We start from the raw sequence: 18765 nt of genomic DNA, 5'->3' as shown, positions 1-18765 counted from the left end.
TAACTAACTAATAGCACGCCATGAGCAGAAAATTTCAACAAGATAATCTGGTGGGCCAGTCTAACAGTTTCCTCAATGTGCTGGATCAGGTGTCCCAAATTGCGCCGTTGGACAAACCGGTATTAATTATTGGTGAACGCGGCACAGGTAAAGAACTTATCGCCGCCCGTTTGCATTATTTATCCCAGCGCTGGGATCAGCAATATCTGACACTGAATTGCGCCTCGTTAAATGAAAACCTGCTGGAAAGCGAATTATTTGGCCATGAATCAGGCGCCTTCACCGGCGCCAGTAAACGCCATGAAGGACGGTTTGAGCGTGCCAATGGCGGCACATTATTTTTAGATGAACTGGCCAATACACCCGGTCTGGTGCAGGAAAAACTGTTGCGGGTAATTGAGTATGGCGAGTTTGAGCGGGTTGGCGGTAGCCGCTCAATCAAAACGGATGTCCGGCTGGTGTGTGCCACCAACGAAGATTTACCCAGCCTGGCTGAGCAAGGCGAATTTCGCGCAGATTTGTTAGACCGGCTGGCGTTTGATGTCATCACCTTACCGCCAATGCGCGAGCGTCGGGAAGATATTTTGCTACTGGCAGAAAACTTTGCCATTAATATGGCACGCGAACTTGGTTTAGAATTATTTAGCGGTTTTAGTGAAAAAGCCAAGCGTACCCTGCTTGATTACCATTGGCCGGGTAATGTGCGCGAACTTAAAAATGTTGTCGAGCGCGCAGTCTACCGCACCAATAATGGCTATGTGCCGGTGCATGACATTCAGCTGGACCCCTTTGAATCTCCATTTCGGCCAACCCAGCGTATTAAAGCAGTTAAAACCACGCCAGTGGCAGCCAGCACTGCAGCGCCAGTGGCGGCCAGTACCGTTAGCAATGCGCCAGCCCCGGCAACAGCATCGCTGGATTTCAACCAGGTGCAGGATTTCAAAACCTTGTCACAAGACTTTGAAATTAATCTGATCAAGCAGGCATTAGCTGCCAGCCAATTTAACCAGAAAAAAACCGCCGACCTCCTTAACCTGACCTATCATCAGTTACGTGGTTATATGAAGAAATATCAGTTACTGGACAGCCAGCAAGCATGAAAACCCTGACAGGCCAGGCGTGGTGCCGGTTAAAAACCACCGGTTCTACGGCAATTGTGTGTAGTATGCTGACACTTAGCGCCTGCCAGCCGCAATTACCGCAAGCGGTGCGCAGCGGCCTGGTGTATTGCTCTGAAGGATCGCCGGAGTCATTTAATCCACAATTGGTGACTTCAGGCACCACCATAGATGCCATCAGCCAGCAGCTTTACGACCGTTTACTGGATATCGACGCGCAAACTGGCGAGCTAAAACCAGGCTTGGCCAGCAACTGGCAGGTAAGTAGTGATGGTAAGGTGTATCACTTCAGCCTGCAAAGCGATGTGCAGTTTCATCACACCGAATATTTTCGTCCCAGCCGTGCCCTGAACGCGGATGACGTGGTATTTACCTTTAACCGTATTATGCAAAAGCAGCATCCGTTTCATTATCAGGGCGGTGGAAACTATCCGTTTTTTCAAAGTGTTGACTGGGCAGGCCTGGTTGCTAACGTTAGCGCCGAACAGCCACTATTGGTAAGGTTTGAACTAAACCGGCCTGACAGCTCTTTTTTATCTAACCTGGCCACCGATTTTGCCGCCATTTTATCGGCTGAATATGGCGAACAATTACGGCAATCCGGTCAGTTACAGCGCATAGACAGCCATCCGGTAGGCACCGGGCCATTTCGGTTTCGCGAATACCAAAAAGATGTACTGATCCGCTATTACCGGCACAATGACTACTGGCGTGAACCTGCTAAACCTGAGCAACTGGTTTTTGATATTGTGCCCAACAATGCCAGGCGGATGGCCAAATTGTTTACCCACGAATGTGATGTAGTGGCATTTCCACGCATAGCCGAACTTGAACTAATTAGTAAACGTGCAGATGTCGACGTGCAGGAAAGCACGGCGATGAACATAGGTTTTTGGGCTTTTAACACCGCAAAAGCGCCTTTTAACCATGTTAAAGTGCGCCAGGCACTGGCTATGGCAATTAACCGTGACGCCATTTTACAGGCTGTATATTTTGGCCATGCTACCGCCGCTAACTCCGTACTGCCACCAACTTCATGGGCGTATAATGCCAACCTGGAGCCGTTAAAATACGACCCGGCCCAAGCCAAAGCCTTACTGGCAGAAGCGGGCTACCCAAACGGTTTCAGTATGGATATCTGGGCCATGCCGGTACAACGGCTATACAACCCCAATGCTTTGAAAATGGCCGAATTGATGCAAGCAGATCTGGCACAGATTGGTATTAGAGCCTCGGTCGTATCCTATGAATGGAATACCTTTCGCCGTAAGCTAGGCGACAATGAACACGATTCAGTGCTGATTGGCTGGTCAGCAGACAATGCCGATCCGGATAACTTTTTCCGGCCTTTGCTAAGCTGCAGCGCAGCGCAAACGGGCAGTAACAGGGCGAATTGGTGTGATGAAAACTTTGACCGTCTTATCAGCCAGGCATTATTAACGGCTGATCAAAAACAGCGCCGCAGCTATTATATGGCTGCACAGCAATACCTGTCCGAGCAAATGCCGCTGCTAAGCATCGCTCACTCTCAGCGCTTTCAAGCCTTGAACAGTCGGATTAACGGCGTACAGATTAATCCCTATGGTGGCATCGCTCTGGCTGGTGCCAGCAAGGAGGCCAAATGATTCTGTATCTGCTGCGCCGTGTGTTTTTGCTGGCGTTTGTGTTTATTGCCCTAAGCATACTGGCATTTAGCCTGGGATACCTGTTTCCGGGAGACCCACTGCAAAACTTCACCGGTTTGCGTACTATTTCTGCCGAGCAGTTACCCCTGTTAATTGCCGAATATCGTATGGATCAAGGCTATATACAGCAGTATCTTGGCTATCTGCAACGAATTATCAGTGGTGACTGGGGCCTATCCTTCGCCAGCCAACAACTGCTGTTAGTCGAAATCAAAATGCTATTGCCGGCCACTCTTGAGCTGGCTGCCTATGCCTTGCTGATATCATTTTTTATTGGCATTCCACTGGGTATTATCGCCGCCATTAAGCCAGACGGTGTGCTGAGTAAAGCCATTTCGGCGCTGGCCTTAACCGGCTACTCCCTGCCGATATTCTGGTGGGCACTGCTGCTTATAATGGTCTTTTCGCTATGGCTTGGTTGGTTACCCACCGCTGGCCGCATTGGCGTGTTATACGAAATTCCTTATCAGACCGGCTTTATGCTGATCGATATACTGTTGGCGCAAAGCCAGTATCAACAAGAAGCGCTGTTCAATGCTCTGCGCCATTTGCTGCTGCCGACCTTAGTACTGGCAACGTTTCCAACAACCGTCATGATCAGGTTTACCCGAGACTCTATGCTGGAGGTGTGGGAGCAAAGCTATATTAAGACCGCCCGCGCCAAAGGTCTGAGCAGAAGCCAGGTACTGTACCGGCATGGTTTACGCAATGCGTTGCTGCCGGTAACCCGGCAAATAGGCCTGCAATTTAGTACCCTGATCACCTTGGCGATGATTACCGAAGTCATTTTTTCCTGGCCAGGTATTGGCCGCTGGCTGATAGACAGTATTTATCAGCGCAATTTTCCCGCCATTCAGTCCGGTTTGCTGATTATTTCAACCTTAGTTATCACGGTAAACATGCTAACAGAAGTGCTGCATACGTTGTTTAATCCACTGGCAAGGAAACGCTAACATGGCACAGTTTGGTGTAATTTCCGCAGAGTTACTTGCCCGCTCTCCAGCCAGGCAGTTGTGGCGCGACTTTTCAGCTCAACATAGTGCTGTAGCTGGCCTGGTATTGTTCAGTGTGTTTTTTCTGCTAGCTGTATTGTCGCCATTACTCACGCCACATGATCCTTATCTGCAAAACGATACTTTATTATTACTGGCGCCGTCCTGGTCTGAACTTGGTCAGGTGCAGTATCCTTTGGGTACCGATGACCTGGGCCGGGATATATTCTCACGTCTGCTTATAGGTGCCCGTTATTCTTTTGGTATAGCGGTAATTACTGTGGTGGGTGCGCTGTTGATGGGGCTGTTGTTGGGCACGCTGGCGGGCATGAGCCGCGGGGTAAAATCCAGTGTATTTAATCATATTCTGGATTTAGCCTTAACCATTCCGTCTTTGTTACTGGCGATTATTATCGTCGCTATTCTCGGCCCAGGCTTGCTCAATACCACCTGGGCCATCATGCTGGCACTGTTGCCGCAGTTTGTACATGGCATCCGTAATGCCATTGCCGAACAGCTAAATCAGGATTACGTCATTGCTTACCGGCTGGATGGTGCCAACAACTGGCAGATCTTTAGTCGCATCGTGCTGCCCAATATCTGGGAAAAACTGACGCTGATGGCAACCATGGCATTATCTACAGCCATTTTAGATATAGCAGCACTGGGCTTTCTCGGTCTCGGCGCACAAACGCCAACAGCGGAATGGGGTGCTATGATGGCTGACTCTCTGGATCTGATCTATCTGGCGCCATCTGGTGTTGCCATGGCAGGCTTGTTAGTATTTCTGGCGGTATTGTCGGTTAATCTGGTTGGCGACGGGCTGCGAAATGCGGTTAAAAAACGGCGGGACAGCTGATGCTGCTACTTGATATTAAAAATCTCACCATTGAGTTGTCGACAGCTAACGGCCTGATCCGGGCAGTCGACAGAGTAAACCTGAGTTTGCGTGAAGGTGAAACCCGGGGTTTGGTTGGTGAATCAGGCTCAGGTAAAAGCTTAATTGCCAAAGCGATAGTTGGCGTGCTGAACAAACGCTGGCGCGTCACGGCAGACCGTTTTAACTGGGCTGGCAAGGACTTGCTTAACCTGCCGTACGAGCAACAGCGCAAAATCATTGGCCGCGATATCGCGATGATTTATCAGGAACCCAGCCGTAGCCTGGATCCAACCGCAGTAATACTGGAGCAACTGGAAGAAGCAATCCCTGCTCATGTACTCGATGGCCCCTGGTGGAAGCGCAGTTACCTGCGCCGGCATAAAGCCATCGCCCTGCTGCATAAAGTTGGCATTCGTGATCATCAGAGCGTATTGCAGAGTTATCCTTATCAGCTGTCTGAAGGCATATGCCAGAAAATCATGATTGCGATGGCCGTAGCGAAAAGCCCAAAACTACTAATAGCCGACGAGCCGACTACTGCACTGGAAAGTACTACTCAGGCGCAATTGTTTCGTCTGCTTAGCAGCATTAATCAGCTTAAAGGCACCTCGGTGTTGCTAATCAGCCATGAGTTAGAAAGTATTGCCCGTTATACCCAAACCCTCAGCGTATTGTACTGTGGCCAATTAGTTGAAGCCGGTGAAACCGCCGCTATCCTTAAACAGCCGTTTCACCCTTACACGAATGCGCTGATAAAAAGCGTACCTGAGTTTCAACCGGATTTAGTGCCCAAAACACCTTTGTATGCCCTACCCGGCAGTATCCCAGTATTGCAACATTTACCCATTGGTTGCCGGCTTGGGCCGCGCTGTCCAAATGCACGCAAAGAATGCGTAAAAACGCCGGCGATAGAGCGGCTACAAAACCACTACTTTAGCTGCCACTTCCCTCTTACCGGTAAAACCGTATGACAGCGTTATTAGACGTGCAACAGCTCAGCAAAAGCTATCGTAAGCAAACCGGTTTATTCCGCTATCGCACGGTACAGGCGCTACACGACATCAGCTTTACCCTGCAAAGCGGTAAAACACTGGCGATTGTTGGCGAAACCGGCTCAGGCAAAAGTACGCTGGCCCGTTTACTGGTGGGCATAGAAAAACCGGATGCCGGCGATATTCTGCTGGCCGGTAATACGGTTACAACCAGCCACTACCGCCAGTATAATCATACTATCCGCTTTATTTTTCAGGATGCGGCTAAGTCTCTTAATCCGAACCAGAAAATAGGCCAGATGCTGGACGACGTTCTGCGGTTAAATACCGTATTTGACGCCACGCAACGGGCGCAAAAAGTCCGCCTGACACTGAAGCAGTTAGGCTTACTGAACGAACACATCGACTACTACCCGCATATGTTTTCTGGCGGCCAGCTACAGCGTGTTGCCCTCGCCCGGGCATTAATTCTGGACCCGAAGCTGTTAATCCTCGATGAAGCCTTAACAGCACTTGATCCGTCTTTGCGGGCGCAGATAGTGAATTTATTACTTGAACTGCAGCAACAATCCGGCCTGGCCTACCTGTTAATCTCGAATCACTTACGTTTGGTGCGGCATATTGCCGACGACGTATTGGTGCTGTATCAGGGAAAGATGCTTGACTATGCGCCAGCCAGTGAGGTATTCAGTAACCCGCAACATGATTACACCCGTAAACTGATCAACAGTTCGCAGGCATAAAAAAACCGTAGCAAGCTACGGTTTTTGACGGCCAATTAGCGGTAACTATTCAGCGCTTTGCATCAGGCGTAAATTACGGCTGATATCGGCATCGGCCTTTATCGCATCGATCATCGCACGGTAGACTTTCTCAGCCTGCTGATCTGACAACGCCTTTAACTGAGCGTTATCGGCAACGGTTGTCAATTCAGCATCAGTAACCGCAGTAACGGTTACCAGAGCAACATCGCCGTTAGCCAGCTCAACCAGTTCAATCGCCGGCTTATCGGCCTGCGGTCTGGCCATAGCGAAAGCTTTAGCACGGATCTGACCATCCAGTGAACCACCAAAACGTGGTGTGGCGGCTGAATTCTCCAGCGTTCTACCCAGCTGTTCGGCCTGGGCCGCTAAACCGGTTTCTGCAGCAGCCTGCAACACCTGCTCGGCTTGTTGTTTAGCCAGCAAAGCGCTTTGCTCAGCTGTTACTGCCGCTTCTACCTGCACTTTCACTTCGTCCAGGCTCTGGGTACGGGCAGCTAACTGTTCTTTAACCCGCACCACTATCGCATGTTCTTTGTCCAGCTCAATCAGCTCACTGTTTAACCCTTCGGCTATAAAATCAGCATTGAATATTTTATTTAATACCACAGGTGTCGCCAGCGGCATCGTTGCCTCACTGCGGCTAAACAGCGGAGTAGAAATGACCTTTTGTCCGGTCACCTGAGCGGCTTCTTCCAGCGTATCTGGTACTTCAAAGCTCACTTCTGCCAGACGTTGCTGTAGATCATAAAACGCCGTGCTGGCCCGCTCCTGCTTAATACGCTGGCTAATATCGTCGGCAACTTCAGCTAACGGGGTCACCTGCGCCGGCTCTAATGCCACCAGCTTAATAATATGGTAACCGTAAGCACTTTTTACCACGTCTGTTAAAGCGCCTTCAGATGTCAATGCAAAGGCAGCTTGTTCAAACTGTGGGTCCATATCACCGGCCGCTAACCAATCAAGCACGCCACCGTTTTCGGCAGAAAATGTATCGGCAGATTTTTCTTTTGCCAGTGCGGCGAAGTCTGCACCTGCTTGCAGTTGTGCCAGCAATGCCTCAGCCTGCGCTTGTATTTCGCTATTGTCTTCTTCAGACTCCAGCATAATATGGGCAACCTGACGACGCTCCTCGCGGCTGTAACGCGCTTTGTTCGCCTGATAATACGCATCAACTTCTTCAGCCGTTACCGGCACATCTGATGCCAGTGACGCTGCGGAAATCTCAATGTACTCAACCGCCACCTTTTGCTCAGTTTCAAATTGCGGCAAATTGGTAACGTAGTAGTCTTGCAGCAGTTGGTCCGTCAACTCAACCTGAGCGGTATAGTCTGCTGCATTAAAACGTAAAAAAGCGATATCGCGCTGTTGTTGCTGTAACTTCATTAGCTGTTGCATCTCAGCTGCAGTAGCAAACTCGCTGCCAACCATACCTTGCAAAAGCTGATTCCGTGTCATTTGTGAGCGCATCAGTTCGCGGAATTGATCTGGCTGAAAGCCGTTTTGGCGCAATAAGGCTAAATAGCGGTCATTGTTAAAACTGCCATCAATCTGAAACTCTGTCATGCCACGTACCGCCTGGCGCACCTGGTCATCACTTACACGCAAGCCCAGCTTAGTGGCCAGTTGCTGCTCCAGCTTTTCATTAATAAGGCGTTCCAGCACATCATTACGAAAGTTGTTCATGTAGGCGGTATCAGCAGCTAACGCAGCGTACATTTCGCCAAACTGCTGCTGCATGCGGGCGCGCTCGCTTTGAAATGCCTGATCAAAATCAGCGCGGCTGATTTTTTCGCCATTTACCTCGGCAACATTTTGTTCTGCCGGAGTACTTAAATAACTACCAACACCCGCCAGGGCAAATGTCAGGATCACTAAGCCTAAAATAGACTTGGCAATAATTCCTTGTGAGCCTTCTCTGATTTTCTCTAACATCTTAGTGTCATCTCTTTATTCAACTTTATCCGGCCAGCAGACGTTGAGTCTTTGCCGTAAAAAAAAACGCATCTTAGCAGATGCGCTTTTTTTAGAGAAGCCTTGGGAGGCCTTGCGAAACCGATAAGTTATCTTTAATGCGCTCCCAAACTGTATGTGCCGCAAGCGGCACCACCACAGCTTAGTTACAAGCGTCTTTTAACGCCTTACCTGGCTTGAAAGAAGGAATTTTCGCAGAAGCGATTTGAATAGTAGCACCAGTTTGTGGGTTACGGCCTGTACGGGCAGCACGCTCACGTACGCTGTAAGTGCCAAAACCAACTAATGCTACAGAGTCGCCTTCTTTAAGAGCTTCGGTAACAGCGTCAATGAACGAATCTAAAGCACGACCAGCTGCCGCTTTAGAAATGTCTGCACCAGCAGCAATTTTGTCGATAAGTTGAGACTTGTTCACAATATCATCCCCTTCAATTGTTATTATTTTCAACAACTACACTTTATTAGTTCTGTAAGTGAGCTCAATCGTTATAACAAGCATCTTTTATGCTTGCAAGCAAAAGAAGCGACAAAACTAATAATTCTGGCTTTGACTGCAGCCCTTGTATAACAAGGGCTTGGTCGAAACTTTCCATAAGTTAGCACAGCCAACGGGAATGAAAAGCCCCTATACCGGATTTTTTTCCGTTTTTTTGCTTTTTACCGTACTTTTTGTTGTTTCTACAGGCGAAACGCGCTCTAGCGGCTCCTGCAGCGCCAGTTGCAACACTTCATCTATCCATTTCACCGGACGAATTTCGATGTCGGCTTTGACGTTTTCCGGGATGTCTTTTAAATCACGTGCATTGTCATGCGGTATAAGTACCCGTTTAATTCCGCCGCGATGCGCTGCCAGCAGCTTTTCTTTTAAGCCACCTATTGGTAATACTTCACCACGTAAGGTAATTTCACCTGTCATAGCTACATCAGCCCGCACCGGATTACCTGTCAGACTGGATACCAACGCGGTAACCATAGCGATACCGGCACTTGGGCCATCTTTGGGCGTGGCACCTTCTGGTACATGCACATGAATATCACGTTTTTCGTAGAAATCCGCATTAATACGCAGCACTTCTGCACGGCTGCGTACAACAGTCATCGCTGCCTGTATCGATTCTTTCATAACATCGCCCAACGAGCCGGTATAGGTTAACTTACCCTTGCCCACTACTGAGGCTGCTTCAATCGTTAGTAAGTCACCACCAACCTCGGTCCAGGCTAAACCGGTAACCTGACCAATACGGTTGCTGTCTTCCGCCTTACCGTAGTCATAGCGTTGTACCCCTAAGAAATCTTCCAGGTTTTGCTGATTGATCACGACCTGCTTTAAATCTTTCGTCAGCAAAATCTGCTTAACCGCTTTACGGCACAGTTTAGAGATTTCCCGCTCCAGACTACGCACACCGGCTTCACGGGTGTAGTAACGGATAATGCCAATAATAGCGCTATCCTCAATAACTAACTCGCCGGCTTTTAGCCCATTGCGGCCAACTTGCTTGGTGATTAAATGCTGTTTTGCGATGTTAAGTTTTTCATCCTCGGTATACCCTGCCAAGCGGATCACTTCCATCCGGTCCAGCAATGCAGCCGGAATGTTCAGGCTGTTAGAGGTTGCAAAAAACATCACATCAGACAGGTCGTAATCGACTTCCAGGTAATGATCGCTAAAGGCGGTGTTTTGCTCCGGATCCAGCACCTCTAATAAGGCTGCAGCCGGATCACCGCGAAAATCTGACGCCATCTTGTCAATTTCATCTAACAAAAACAGCGGATTACGCACACCAACTTTGGCCATCTTCTGGATAATTTTACCCGGCATAGAGCCAATATAAGTGCGGCGATGGCCACGGATCTCGGCCTCATCGCGCACTCCACCCAGTGCCATGCGCACGTATTTACGCCCAGTCGCTTTGGCAACAGACTGGCCCAGTGAGGTTTTACCAACACCCGGCGGGCCCACCAGACATAAAATTGGGCCTTTTAATTTGTTTACCCTCTGCTGTACTGCTAAGTACTCCACGATGCGTTCTTTTACTTTTTCTAAGCCATAGTGATCTGCATCTAAAATCTGCTCGGCAACAGCCAGATTCTTTTTAACCTTGCTGCGGGTTTTCCATGGTACTTGCGCCAGCCAGTCTATGTAGCTGCGCACCACGGTAGCTTCCGCAGACATCGGGGACATCATTTTAAGCTTTTGCAGTTCAGCTTTAGCTTTATCGGCCGCTTCGGCCGGCATTTGTGCATCGGTAATTTTTTTGCTCAGGGTTTCAAATTCATCCGGAGCATCCTCGAGCTCGCCCAGTTCACGCTGAATGGCCTTCATTTGCTCATTCAGGTAATACTCGCGCTGGCTTTTCTCCATTTGCTTTTTCACCCGGCTGCGAATACGACGTTCTACCTGCAGAATATCAATTTCGCTTTCCATCATCGCCATCAGGTATTCTAACCGTTCGGTGACGTTGAAAATTTCCAGCACTTTTTGTTTGTCTTCAACCTTTAACGGCATATGTGCCGCCATGGTGTCGGCCAGTCTGGCAGGCTCGTCTATCCCGCTTAATGCTGTCAGCACTTCTGGCGGAATTTTTTTATTCAGCTTGATATAGCCTTCAAACTGGTTAATCGCCGAGCGCAAAAATACTTCCTGTTCGCGGCTGTCTACTTCAGCGGTTTCAATCACTTCTACATAGGCGGCAAAGGCTTTGTCGGTTTCAGTAAATTCAGCCAAACGAGCTCGGCGACTGCCTTCTACCAGCACCTTAACCGTACCATCAGGCAATTTCAGCAATTGCAAAATGGTCGCTACAGTGCCCACCTGATACAGATCAGCAGCAGTAGGATCATCCAGCGTCGCGTCTTTTTGCGCCACCAGGAAAATCTGCTTGTCGTTTTCCATAGCAGCATCAAGGCACTTAATAGATTTAGCCCGCCCGACAAACAACGGAATAACCATATGCGGGTAAACTACAACGTCGCGTAATGCCAGCACCGGCATATGCAAACGTTCAGCATGTTCAGATGTCATTGATCCTCTCTTGAAATTTAGTTACTGCAGGCGCAAATATGTTTCAGTATATGGGGTTCGTTTTAAAAACTTCAATTGCAGATACGAAAAAGGAGCTAAATCAGCTCCTTTTTATCAAGAAAATCACACCTTAATGTGATTCTGCCGCTACCGGCTCGCTACTCTGATAAATCAGAATCGGCTCGCTTTCGCCGCGGATCACGGTTTCGTCAATCACTACCTTGGAAACATCCTGCATTGACGGTAATTCATACATAGTATCAAGCAGCACGCCTTCCACTATAGAACGTAACCCCCGGGCACCGGTTTTACGTTCCATCGCTTTTTGCCCAATCGCTTTTAGTGCATCCTCACGAAACTCCAGCTCGACATCTTCCATGGCAAACAAAGCGGCAAATTGTTTTACCAACGCGTTTTTCGGCTGGCTAAGAATTTGTACTAATGCGTCTAAATCCAGTTCGGTCAGGGTTGCCACTACCGGTAAACGACCGATAAACTCAGGGATCAGACCATACTTGACCAAATCTTCCGGCTCAACATCACGGAAGGATTCACTTAAGCTACGGCTGCTCTCTTTGCTGCGCACCTGAGCGCCAAAACCGATACCTGAACCTTTGGCGCAGCGCTGCTCAATCACTTTATCCAGGCCGGCAAAAGCACCGCCACAGATAAACAGAATTTTTGAGGTATCAACCTGCAAAAACTCCTGCTGCGGGTGCTTACGACCACCTTGTGGCGGTACCGAGGCAATAGTGCCTTCAATCAGTTTCAGCAGAGCTTGTTGCACACCTTCACCCGATACATCGCGGGTTATTGATGGGTTGTCAGACTTACGCGAAATTTTATCAATTTCGTCAATGTACACTATGCCACGCTGGGCTTTTTCCACGTCATAGTCACATTTTTGCAGCAGCTTCTGAATAATGTTTTCCACGTCTTCGCCGACATAGCCCGCTTCGGTCAGCGTGGTTGCATCTGCCATGGTAAAAGGCACATCCAGCAAACGCGCTAAGGTTTCTGCCAGTAAGGTCTTACCGCTACCGGTAGGGCCAATTAGCAGGATATTACTCTTACCCAGCTCTACATCTTGTTTGTGCTGGGCGCTACGTAAGCGCTTATAGTGGTTATATACCGCTACTGCCAGTACTTTCTTGGCATGCTCCTGACCGATAACATAATCGTCCAGATGAGCACGAATTTCGCGCGGCACCGGTAATTTATCGGCATCCCGTTTTGGGGAAATGTCTTTAATTTCCTCACGGATGATGTCATTGCATAAATCAACGCATTCATCACAAATATAAACCTGTGGGCCTGCAATCAACTTACGCACTTCATGCTGTGATTTGCCACAAAAAGAACAGTACAACAGTTTACCGTTCTTATCGCCGTCAGTGCGGTGATCGGACATGTAACTACCTCTTTCACTACGGTGCAGCCCTCGAAACCGGGCCGCCGGACTTAATTACTTAGTGCTTTCTCTGTTCGTTAATATGGCATCGACCAGGCCATAATCCAAGGCTTGCTGCGCGCTTAAGAAATTATCACGCTCAGTATCCTTGCAAACCTGCTCATAGCTTTTACCACTGTGTTCAGCCATCAAACGGTTTAGCTTTTCTTTAATACTTAAAATTTCCCGGGCATGAATTTCAAAATCGGTCGCCTGGCCCTGGAAACCACCTAACGGCTGGTGGATCATTACCCGGGCATTTGGCAAACAGTAACGCTTACCCTTAGTGCCGCCTGATAACAAAAAAGCGCCCATACTGGCCGCCTGGCCAACACACACAGTAGCAATATCCGGTTTGATATAACGCATCGTATCGTAAATAGACAACCCTGCCGTTACCGAACCGCCTGGTGAGTTAATGTAAATATAGATGTCTTTTTCCGGATTTTCCGACTCTAAGAACAATAATTGCGCCACAATAAGATTTGCCATGTGATCTTCGACCTGGCCAGTCAGAAAAATCACCCGCTCTTTTAGCAGACGTGAGTAGATATCAAAGGAGCGTTCACCTTTGGCCGTTTGCTCAATAACAATAGGCACCAGAGCATTAACTATGTCATTCAGATGATGTGGCATAGACATATTACAGAATTCCCTCTTTCAGACTGGGTTTTTGCGGGGGCAGAAAATAAAATGGCCCGAACGGTTGTTCGAGCCATTAAAGCTGTCAAGCCAGCAGAAGTCAATCTTAGTTGGCTGCCTTCGGATTCATAATTTCATCAAAGGCGGCTTTTTGTTCAGTAACTTTGGCAGAGGCCAAAATAACATCAATAGCCTGCTCTTCCAGAGCAACATTACGCATGCTTTGCAGCAGCTCTTTATTGCTGTTGTAGTACTGAATCACTTCTTGCGGATCTTCATAAGCAGAAGCCGCTGTCTCAATTAACGCCTGAACTTTGCTGTCGTCTACTTTCAGTTCGCTGGTTTTGATCACTTCACCCAGTAACAAACCTACTTTAACGCGATCTTTCGCCTGCTCTTCAAACAGTGAAGCCGGCAGCTCAGGTAATTGCTTAGGATCAACGTTATTACCAAAACGCTGCAGTGCCTGCTTACGTAATACGTCTACTTCACCAGCAATCAGCGCCTGAGGTACTTCTACTTCGTTGTTTGCTAACAGGCCTTTGATAACCTGATCTTTCACTTTAGCTTTAATGTTTTGGTTCAGCTCGCGTTCCATGTTTTTACGCACTTCAGCTTTCAGCGCGTCAACAGTAGCGGTTTCCAGGCCAAACAGTGTCGCAAATTCATCGTTCAGTTCTGGCAGAACCTGCTGTTCAACAGCTTTAACTGTTACGGCGAAGCTGGCCGCTTTACCTTTTAAATTTTCGGCATGGTATTCAGCCGGGAAGGTCACGTCTACTGTAACTTCTTCACCCGCTTTTTTGCCAACGATGCCATCTTCAAAACCTGGGATCATCCGGCCCTGACCCAACTCCAGCGTGAAGTCAGTGGCTTTGCCGCCGTCGAATTCTTCACCGTCAATTGAACCAACAAAATCGATTACCACACGGTCACCGTTTGCAGCTTTGCCTTTTTTCGCTTCCCAGCTTGCGTGTTGCTTGCGCAGGGTTTCCAGCATTTTGTCTAAGTCAGCGTCAGCAATTTCAACTACTGGTTTGTTCACTTCAATTTTATCCAGATTTTTAACTTCAACGTCCGGGTAAACTTCAAAAGTGGCTTTAAATTCTAAATCTTTGCCTTGCTCCAACTGACCTGGTGCAAAAGTTGGGTTGCCCGCTGGTGTCAGCTTGTTGGCAATGATGGCCTCATAAAAATGACGCTGCATTTGCTCGCTGGCTACTTCCTGTAACACTGCCAAACCGTAACGCTTCTGGATCAGTGCAACCGGAGCCTTACCCGGACGGAAACCGTCGATACGCTGACGCTTGGCCAGATCACGTAAACGGCTTTTTACTTCAGTATCAATTTTGTCTGCCGCAACCGTGATTGTTAACTGGCGCTCTAAACCCTGAGTGGTTTCCACAGAAACTTGCATTTTGTTACCTCAAATTCAAAAACAGGCGTTGATGCTTCGCCTTACTGGTGTGATCTGGTTTCAAAAATGCAGCACTGAACCAGACCTGTTATAAAATAGGACGCGGCATTATAGCGGGCTAAATGTCTGACGTCGAGCCCCTAACCAGACTACTGCACAGTACTTAAAAAAACGCAGCATAGTCAATAACATAACTATACTGCGCTGGTGTATTCTGGCTATTTTTATCTTCTAACTTCGGGTTTGGCCGCTGCCAGTTACCACATATTTTTCGGTCGTTAGCGCTTCCAGCCCCATAGGGCCATATGCATGCAGTTTACTGGTTGAAATACCAATTTCAGCACCCAAACCAAGTTCACCACCGTCGGAGAAACGTGATGACGCATTGTGCATCACAACAGCAGAGTCAACCTGACGGATAAAACGCTCGGCATTGGCCTGATCAGTGGTACAAATGACTTCAGTGTGCTGGCTGCCAAACTGGTCAATATGCGCCATCGCAGCGTCAACATCATCAACAATACGGACAGCAATTTCCGCTGCCAGATATTCCTGACCAAAGTCGTCATCTGCTATAGGCTGTGCCTGGTTAAAATAGCCAATACTGTCTTTGCAGGCATGTACTATTACAGCATGCTCAGATAGTGCCCTGGCAACCAGGGGCAGAAAATCTGCAGCGACATGTTTATTTACCAGCAAAGCTTCCAGTGCATTACACACACCTGGCCGTTGCACCTTACCATTTAACAGCAGACCCAACGCCATGGCTAAGTCAGCACTTTGGTCCACATACAGGTGACATACACCTTTATAGTGCTGTATTACCGGAATGCGGCTGTGCTCGGTAACAAAACGAATTAACCCTTCGCCGCCACGCGGAATGACCAAATCGATGTATTGATCTTGTTTTAGCAGTGCCAGCATTAACTCACGATCCGGGTTCGGTACTATGCTGATAACCTCATCAGGTAAATTATGTTCACGCAAGGCCTGCTGCATCGCTTCGGCTATTGCCAGGCTGGTTTGGATCGCTTCGCGGCCACAGCGTAAAATAACTGCATTACCCGCTTTAAAGCACAAAGCACCGGCATCAGCAGTAACATTAGGCCGGGCTTCGTAAATCATACAAATAACGCCCAGCGCTATTCGGCGTTTTTCAATATTAATACCATTAGGCCGCTGTTCAATATGTCTGATTGCTCCTACGGGATCGGGCAGCGCTATGATCTGTTCAATAGCACTGGCCATGCTTTCTATCCGCGCCGGTGTCAGTGTCAGACGATCCAGCATTGCATCTGTGGTGCCGTTGGCAGCAGCGCTGGCGACTTCGTCTTTATTAGCTAGCAAAATAGCATCAGAGGCACTGCGAATGTTATTCGCCATGCTTTGCAGTACAAAGTTTTTCTGCTCAGTAGTTAAATTTGCCACGGCCTTGGCGGCCCGTGACGCTTTGGCGGCAATTTGCGCCGCAGCTTCGCTAATCATATTCTCTCCAGTAACATCATTTCACTGCGATGAATAACGGCATCGCTGCCGGTTGGGCAATACCCCAGGCAAGATGCTATATCGCGGCTTTGCTGGCCTTTAATCGAAAACAGCTCGCTGGCACTAAAGCGGCTGACACCTTTGGCAATTTTGCGTTTACCGGTGGCGCAGCGCACCAGCACTGCGTCGCCTGAGTCAAATTCGCCGTTAATGCTAACAATACCGCTGCACAGCAAGAACGCTCCCTGCCGGCATAAGGCTTCAACACAGCCGTCATCCACCCAAATCTCGCCTTTGGCTCTTAATGTATGACGTACCCAATGTTTTTTAGCCGGTAAGGGTTTGGCCTGGCCAAAGAAAATCGTTCCCGGATTTTTACCCGCTAAAATACACTGAAACCCATCAGGTTTATGGCCGTCAATTATCACAGTATCAATGCCGTGTGCGGTGGCTTTTTCTGCTGCTTCGATTTTCGTCAGCATACCACCAGTGCCCACTTTAGATGAAGCGCCACCCGCTAAACCATAAATATATTGATCAATCTGCCGCACTTCGGGGATCAGACTAGCTGAGGGATCTTTATTTGGGTCAGCGGTATACAGGCCGGCGACATCCGAGCAGATAATCAAGGCATCCGCATTGGCTACTGTGGCTACCATAGCTGCCAAATTATCGTTATCCCCAACTTTAAGCTCGGTCGTAGCTATAGTGTCGTTTTCATTCACTATAGGCAGCACCTGGTGGTCCAGTAACCGGCGCAGGGTATTTTTAATATTCACATGCCGCACCCGGTCGCTTAAATCACCATGGGTCAGCAATACCTGCGCACAAGGAAATTCAAAACAGCGGCTCCAGAAATTCATCAGCTGATTCTGGCCAACCGCTGCCATAGCACGTTTTAAAGCGATAGGTACGCGTTGATGCTGAAAGTTAAAATGATGACGGCCGGCGGCGACGCTGCCTGATGAGACCAGGATCACTTCAAGACCCTGTAGTCGGCATTGCCGGATAAATTCGGCGATGGGACGCAAAAACTGCTCACTACACCCCTGGTTGTCTGGCGCTATCAGGGCACTGCCGACTTTCAGCACGACCCGCCGCCAGGATGGGTTAATCATAACTCCTCCAATGGTTGTTCCGGCGGCAATGATAGCAAAAACTGTAACCCGGCACCAGCAAGGTTACAGTTTCATAACTCAAAGAGAGGCATTCACTACACGTAATACACTGTTTTTATTCAAATATAAGCAGCATGAATAACTGGTATTCAAGTAGAAAAGCCAACAAGCCAGCATAATTATGTAATTTTATTACAAAAATAGTCAGTACAGCAGACAGGCTTAAGCGTAAAGCTGCACAGATTCATTTGATGGTAGCATGGCAACCATTTTTTCAAACTGCAGACCTAAACGGGTTAATACTTTAATTGAAGCAATATTGCCGGCACTGACCAAACCAACAATTCTCGGCAGATTTAACTGACTATAACCAAAATGCATAACGGCAGACGCGGCTTCAAACGCATAACCCTGGCCCCAGAATTCGGGCAAAAAGGCAAAACCTATATCCGTTTCCTGTAAATGTTCACGAAATAGCAAACCGCAAAACCCCAGTGCGACAGCATCCGTGCTGCTTTCTACTAAAAACAGCCCGTAACCATGCTGCCGATAACTGCGCACCGGGCCATCAACTAAATATTGCACCGCATCCTGCTCTGTCCGTACTCCCCGGTCTGCAATATTCTCGATAAAAGAAGGCTCGTTTAGCAAACGGCAGGTAAAAGCGGCATCGTCTGCTATCAGATGCCGGATCCTAAGCCGCGGGGTTTCGGCAATTATCAAGATTTGTCTCCAAAATCAGCTTTTCTTCAGCATATACCAGTGCAATTTAAAATGGGAATGAATAAACAAGAATAAAATCTGATAAAAATCTAATGAAGTGCATTAAGCAGAAGATTCAAAGCTTTTGAGGCGAGAGCTTGGTGATACAAGAATTATATTTGTTTAAGGGAGAATGGTCGGTGATGCAGGATTTGAACCTGCGACCCGTGGGATTAAGAATACCCAAACCAAGTGCGCTTTCAATTTGAACATTAAGGGAGAATGGTCGGTGATGCAGGATTTGAACCTGCGACCCGTGGGATTAAGAATACCCAAACCAAGTGCGCTTTCAATTTGAACATTAAGGGAGAATGGTCGGTGATGCAGGATTTGAACCTGCGACCCGTGGGATTAAGAATACCCAAACCAAGTGCGCTTTCAATTTGAACATTAAGGGAGAATGGTCGGTGATGCAGGATTTGAACCTGCGACCCGTGGGATTAAGAATACCCAAACCAAGTGCGCTT

At 48.3% G+C, this 18765-nt stretch carries 15 protein-coding genes; 6 read left to right on the top strand and 9 right to left on the bottom strand.

All coding sequences use genetic code 11. From position 1 onward, the window contains the following. Positions 1–20: 20 nt before the first annotated feature. From pspF to MN202_RS11420, 6 genes are read left to right on the top strand one after another with little or no spacing between them, the layout of a single operon-like run. Positions 21–1100 (top strand): phage shock protein operon transcriptional activator, encoded by a 1080-nt coding sequence (gene pspF / locus MN202_RS11445; RefSeq protein WP_335736256.1) that lies wholly within the window; start codon positions 21–23, stop codon positions 1098–1100. After that, entirely contained in the window at positions 1097–2743 is a 1647-nt protein-coding gene (locus MN202_RS11440) for an ABC transporter substrate-binding protein (protein WP_335736255.1), read from the top strand. The genes pspF and MN202_RS11440 overlap by 4 nt, the downstream gene beginning before the upstream one ends. Beyond that, the gene (locus MN202_RS11435; protein ID WP_335736254.1) at positions 2740–3756 is read left to right on the top strand and encodes an ABC transporter permease; all 1017 of its coding nucleotides are present in this window, start codon (positions 2740–2742) and stop codon (positions 3754–3756) included. The genes MN202_RS11440 and MN202_RS11435 overlap by 4 nt, the downstream gene beginning before the upstream one ends. 1 nt (position 3757) lies before the next feature. Further along, positions 3758–4654 (top strand): ABC transporter permease subunit, encoded by an 897-nt coding sequence (locus MN202_RS11430; RefSeq protein ID WP_335736253.1) that lies wholly within the window; start codon positions 3758–3760, stop codon positions 4652–4654. Further along, positions 4654–5646: a peptide ABC transporter ATP-binding protein gene (locus MN202_RS11425; RefSeq protein WP_335736252.1), complete on the top strand. Its 993-nt coding sequence runs from the start codon at positions 4654–4656 to the stop codon at positions 5644–5646. Before MN202_RS11430 ends, MN202_RS11425 begins: the two co-directional genes overlap by 1 nt. After that, positions 5643–6410, top strand: coding sequence for an ATP-binding cassette domain-containing protein (locus tag MN202_RS11420; RefSeq protein WP_335736251.1), 768 nt, complete (start codon positions 5643–5645; stop codon positions 6408–6410). The genes MN202_RS11425 and MN202_RS11420 overlap by 4 nt, the downstream gene beginning before the upstream one ends. A 45-nt stretch (positions 6411–6455) precedes the next feature. Here MN202_RS11420 and MN202_RS11415 read toward each other — a convergent pair whose 3' ends face one another. The 9 genes from MN202_RS11415 to MN202_RS11375 all read right to left on the bottom strand — a co-directional run bounded on the left by MN202_RS11415 (position 6456) and on the right by MN202_RS11375 (position 18259). Next, positions 6456–8363: a SurA N-terminal domain-containing protein gene (locus tag MN202_RS11415; RefSeq protein WP_335736250.1), complete on the bottom strand. Its 1908-nt coding sequence runs from the start codon at positions 8361–8363 to the stop codon at positions 6456–6458. A 181-nt stretch (positions 8364–8544) separates the two neighbouring features. Continuing rightward, positions 8545–8817: a nucleoid-associated protein HU-beta gene (hupB, locus tag MN202_RS11410; protein WP_008220336.1), complete on the bottom strand. Its 273-nt coding sequence runs from the start codon at positions 8815–8817 to the stop codon at positions 8545–8547. A 210-nt stretch (positions 8818–9027) separates the two neighbouring features. Continuing rightward, positions 9028–11424, bottom strand: a complete 2397-nt coding sequence (gene lon / locus MN202_RS11405; RefSeq protein ID WP_335736249.1) for an endopeptidase La — start codon at positions 11422–11424, stop codon at positions 9028–9030. A 130-nt stretch (positions 11425–11554) separates the two neighbouring features. Then, positions 11555–12835 (bottom strand): ATP-dependent protease ATP-binding subunit ClpX, encoded by a 1281-nt coding sequence (clpX, locus tag MN202_RS11400; RefSeq protein ID WP_335736248.1) that lies wholly within the window; start codon positions 12833–12835, stop codon positions 11555–11557. Positions 12836–12889: 54 nt separating this feature from the next. Further along, positions 12890–13516: an ATP-dependent Clp endopeptidase proteolytic subunit ClpP gene (clpP, locus tag MN202_RS11395; protein ID WP_418334338.1), complete on the bottom strand. Its 627-nt coding sequence runs from the start codon at positions 13514–13516 to the stop codon at positions 12890–12892. 106 nt (positions 13517–13622) lie between these two features. After that, entirely contained in the window at positions 13623–14933 is a 1311-nt protein-coding gene (gene tig / locus MN202_RS11390; RefSeq protein WP_335736247.1) for a trigger factor, read from the bottom strand. 231 nt (positions 14934–15164) lie between these two features. Beyond that, positions 15165–16418: a glutamate-5-semialdehyde dehydrogenase gene (locus MN202_RS11385; RefSeq protein WP_335736246.1), complete on the bottom strand. Its 1254-nt coding sequence runs from the start codon at positions 16416–16418 to the stop codon at positions 15165–15167. After that, entirely contained in the window at positions 16415–17536 is a 1122-nt protein-coding gene (gene proB / locus MN202_RS11380) for a glutamate 5-kinase (RefSeq protein ID WP_335736245.1), read from the bottom strand. The genes MN202_RS11385 and proB overlap by 4 nt, the downstream gene beginning before the upstream one ends. Before the next feature lie 222 nt (positions 17537–17758). Continuing rightward, positions 17759–18259: a GNAT family N-acetyltransferase gene (locus tag MN202_RS11375; RefSeq protein ID WP_335736244.1), complete on the bottom strand. Its 501-nt coding sequence runs from the start codon at positions 18257–18259 to the stop codon at positions 17759–17761. Between the last annotated feature and the right edge of the window lie 506 nt (positions 18260–18765).

This window comes from Rheinheimera muenzenbergensis, from assembly GCF_036984005.1.
Lineage (GTDB): Bacteria > Pseudomonadota > Gammaproteobacteria > Enterobacterales > Alteromonadaceae > Alishewanella > Alishewanella muenzenbergensis.
The sequence above is the reverse complement of the archived record's forward strand: the minus strand, read 5'-3'. Positions and strand labels throughout refer to the sequence as shown.

What these genes read in the sequence shown, in the direction of transcription:
- clpX (WP_335736248.1), bottom strand. Translation starts at nt 12,835, where the DNA reads ATGTCCGATCACCGCACTGACGGCGATAAGAACGGTAAACTGTTGTAC.
- MN202_RS11420 (WP_335736251.1), top strand. Translation starts at nt 5,643, where the DNA reads ATGACAGCGTTATTAGACGTGCAACAGCTCAGCAAAAGCTATCGTAAG.
- MN202_RS11385 (WP_335736246.1), bottom strand. Translation starts at nt 16,418, where the DNA reads ATGATTAGCGAAGCTGCGGCGCAAATTGCCGCCAAAGCGTCACGGGCC.
- proB (WP_335736245.1), bottom strand. Translation starts at nt 17,536, where the DNA reads ATGATTAACCCATCCTGGCGGCGGGTCGTGCTGAAAGTCGGCAGTGCC.
- MN202_RS11435 (WP_335736254.1), top strand. Translation starts at nt 2,740, where the DNA reads ATGATTCTGTATCTGCTGCGCCGTGTGTTTTTGCTGGCGTTTGTGTTT.
- MN202_RS11425 (WP_335736252.1), top strand. Translation starts at nt 4,654, where the DNA reads ATGCTGCTACTTGATATTAAAAATCTCACCATTGAGTTGTCGACAGCT.
- MN202_RS11440 (WP_335736255.1), top strand. Translation starts at nt 1,097, where the DNA reads ATGAAAACCCTGACAGGCCAGGCGTGGTGCCGGTTAAAAACCACCGGT.
- MN202_RS11430 (WP_335736253.1), top strand. Translation starts at nt 3,758, where the DNA reads ATGGCACAGTTTGGTGTAATTTCCGCAGAGTTACTTGCCCGCTCTCCA.
- clpP (WP_418334338.1), bottom strand. Translation starts at nt 13,516, where the DNA reads ATGTCTATGCCACATCATCTGAATGACATAGTTAATGCTCTGGTGCCT.
- lon (WP_335736249.1), bottom strand. Translation starts at nt 11,424, where the DNA reads ATGACATCTGAACATGCTGAACGTTTGCATATGCCGGTGCTGGCATTA.
- tig (WP_335736247.1), bottom strand. Translation starts at nt 14,933, where the DNA reads ATGCAAGTTTCTGTGGAAACCACTCAGGGTTTAGAGCGCCAGTTAACA.
- pspF (WP_335736256.1), top strand. Translation starts at nt 21, where the DNA reads ATGAGCAGAAAATTTCAACAAGATAATCTGGTGGGCCAGTCTAACAGT.
- MN202_RS11415 (WP_335736250.1), bottom strand. Translation starts at nt 8,363, where the DNA reads ATGTTAGAGAAAATCAGAGAAGGCTCACAAGGAATTATTGCCAAGTCT.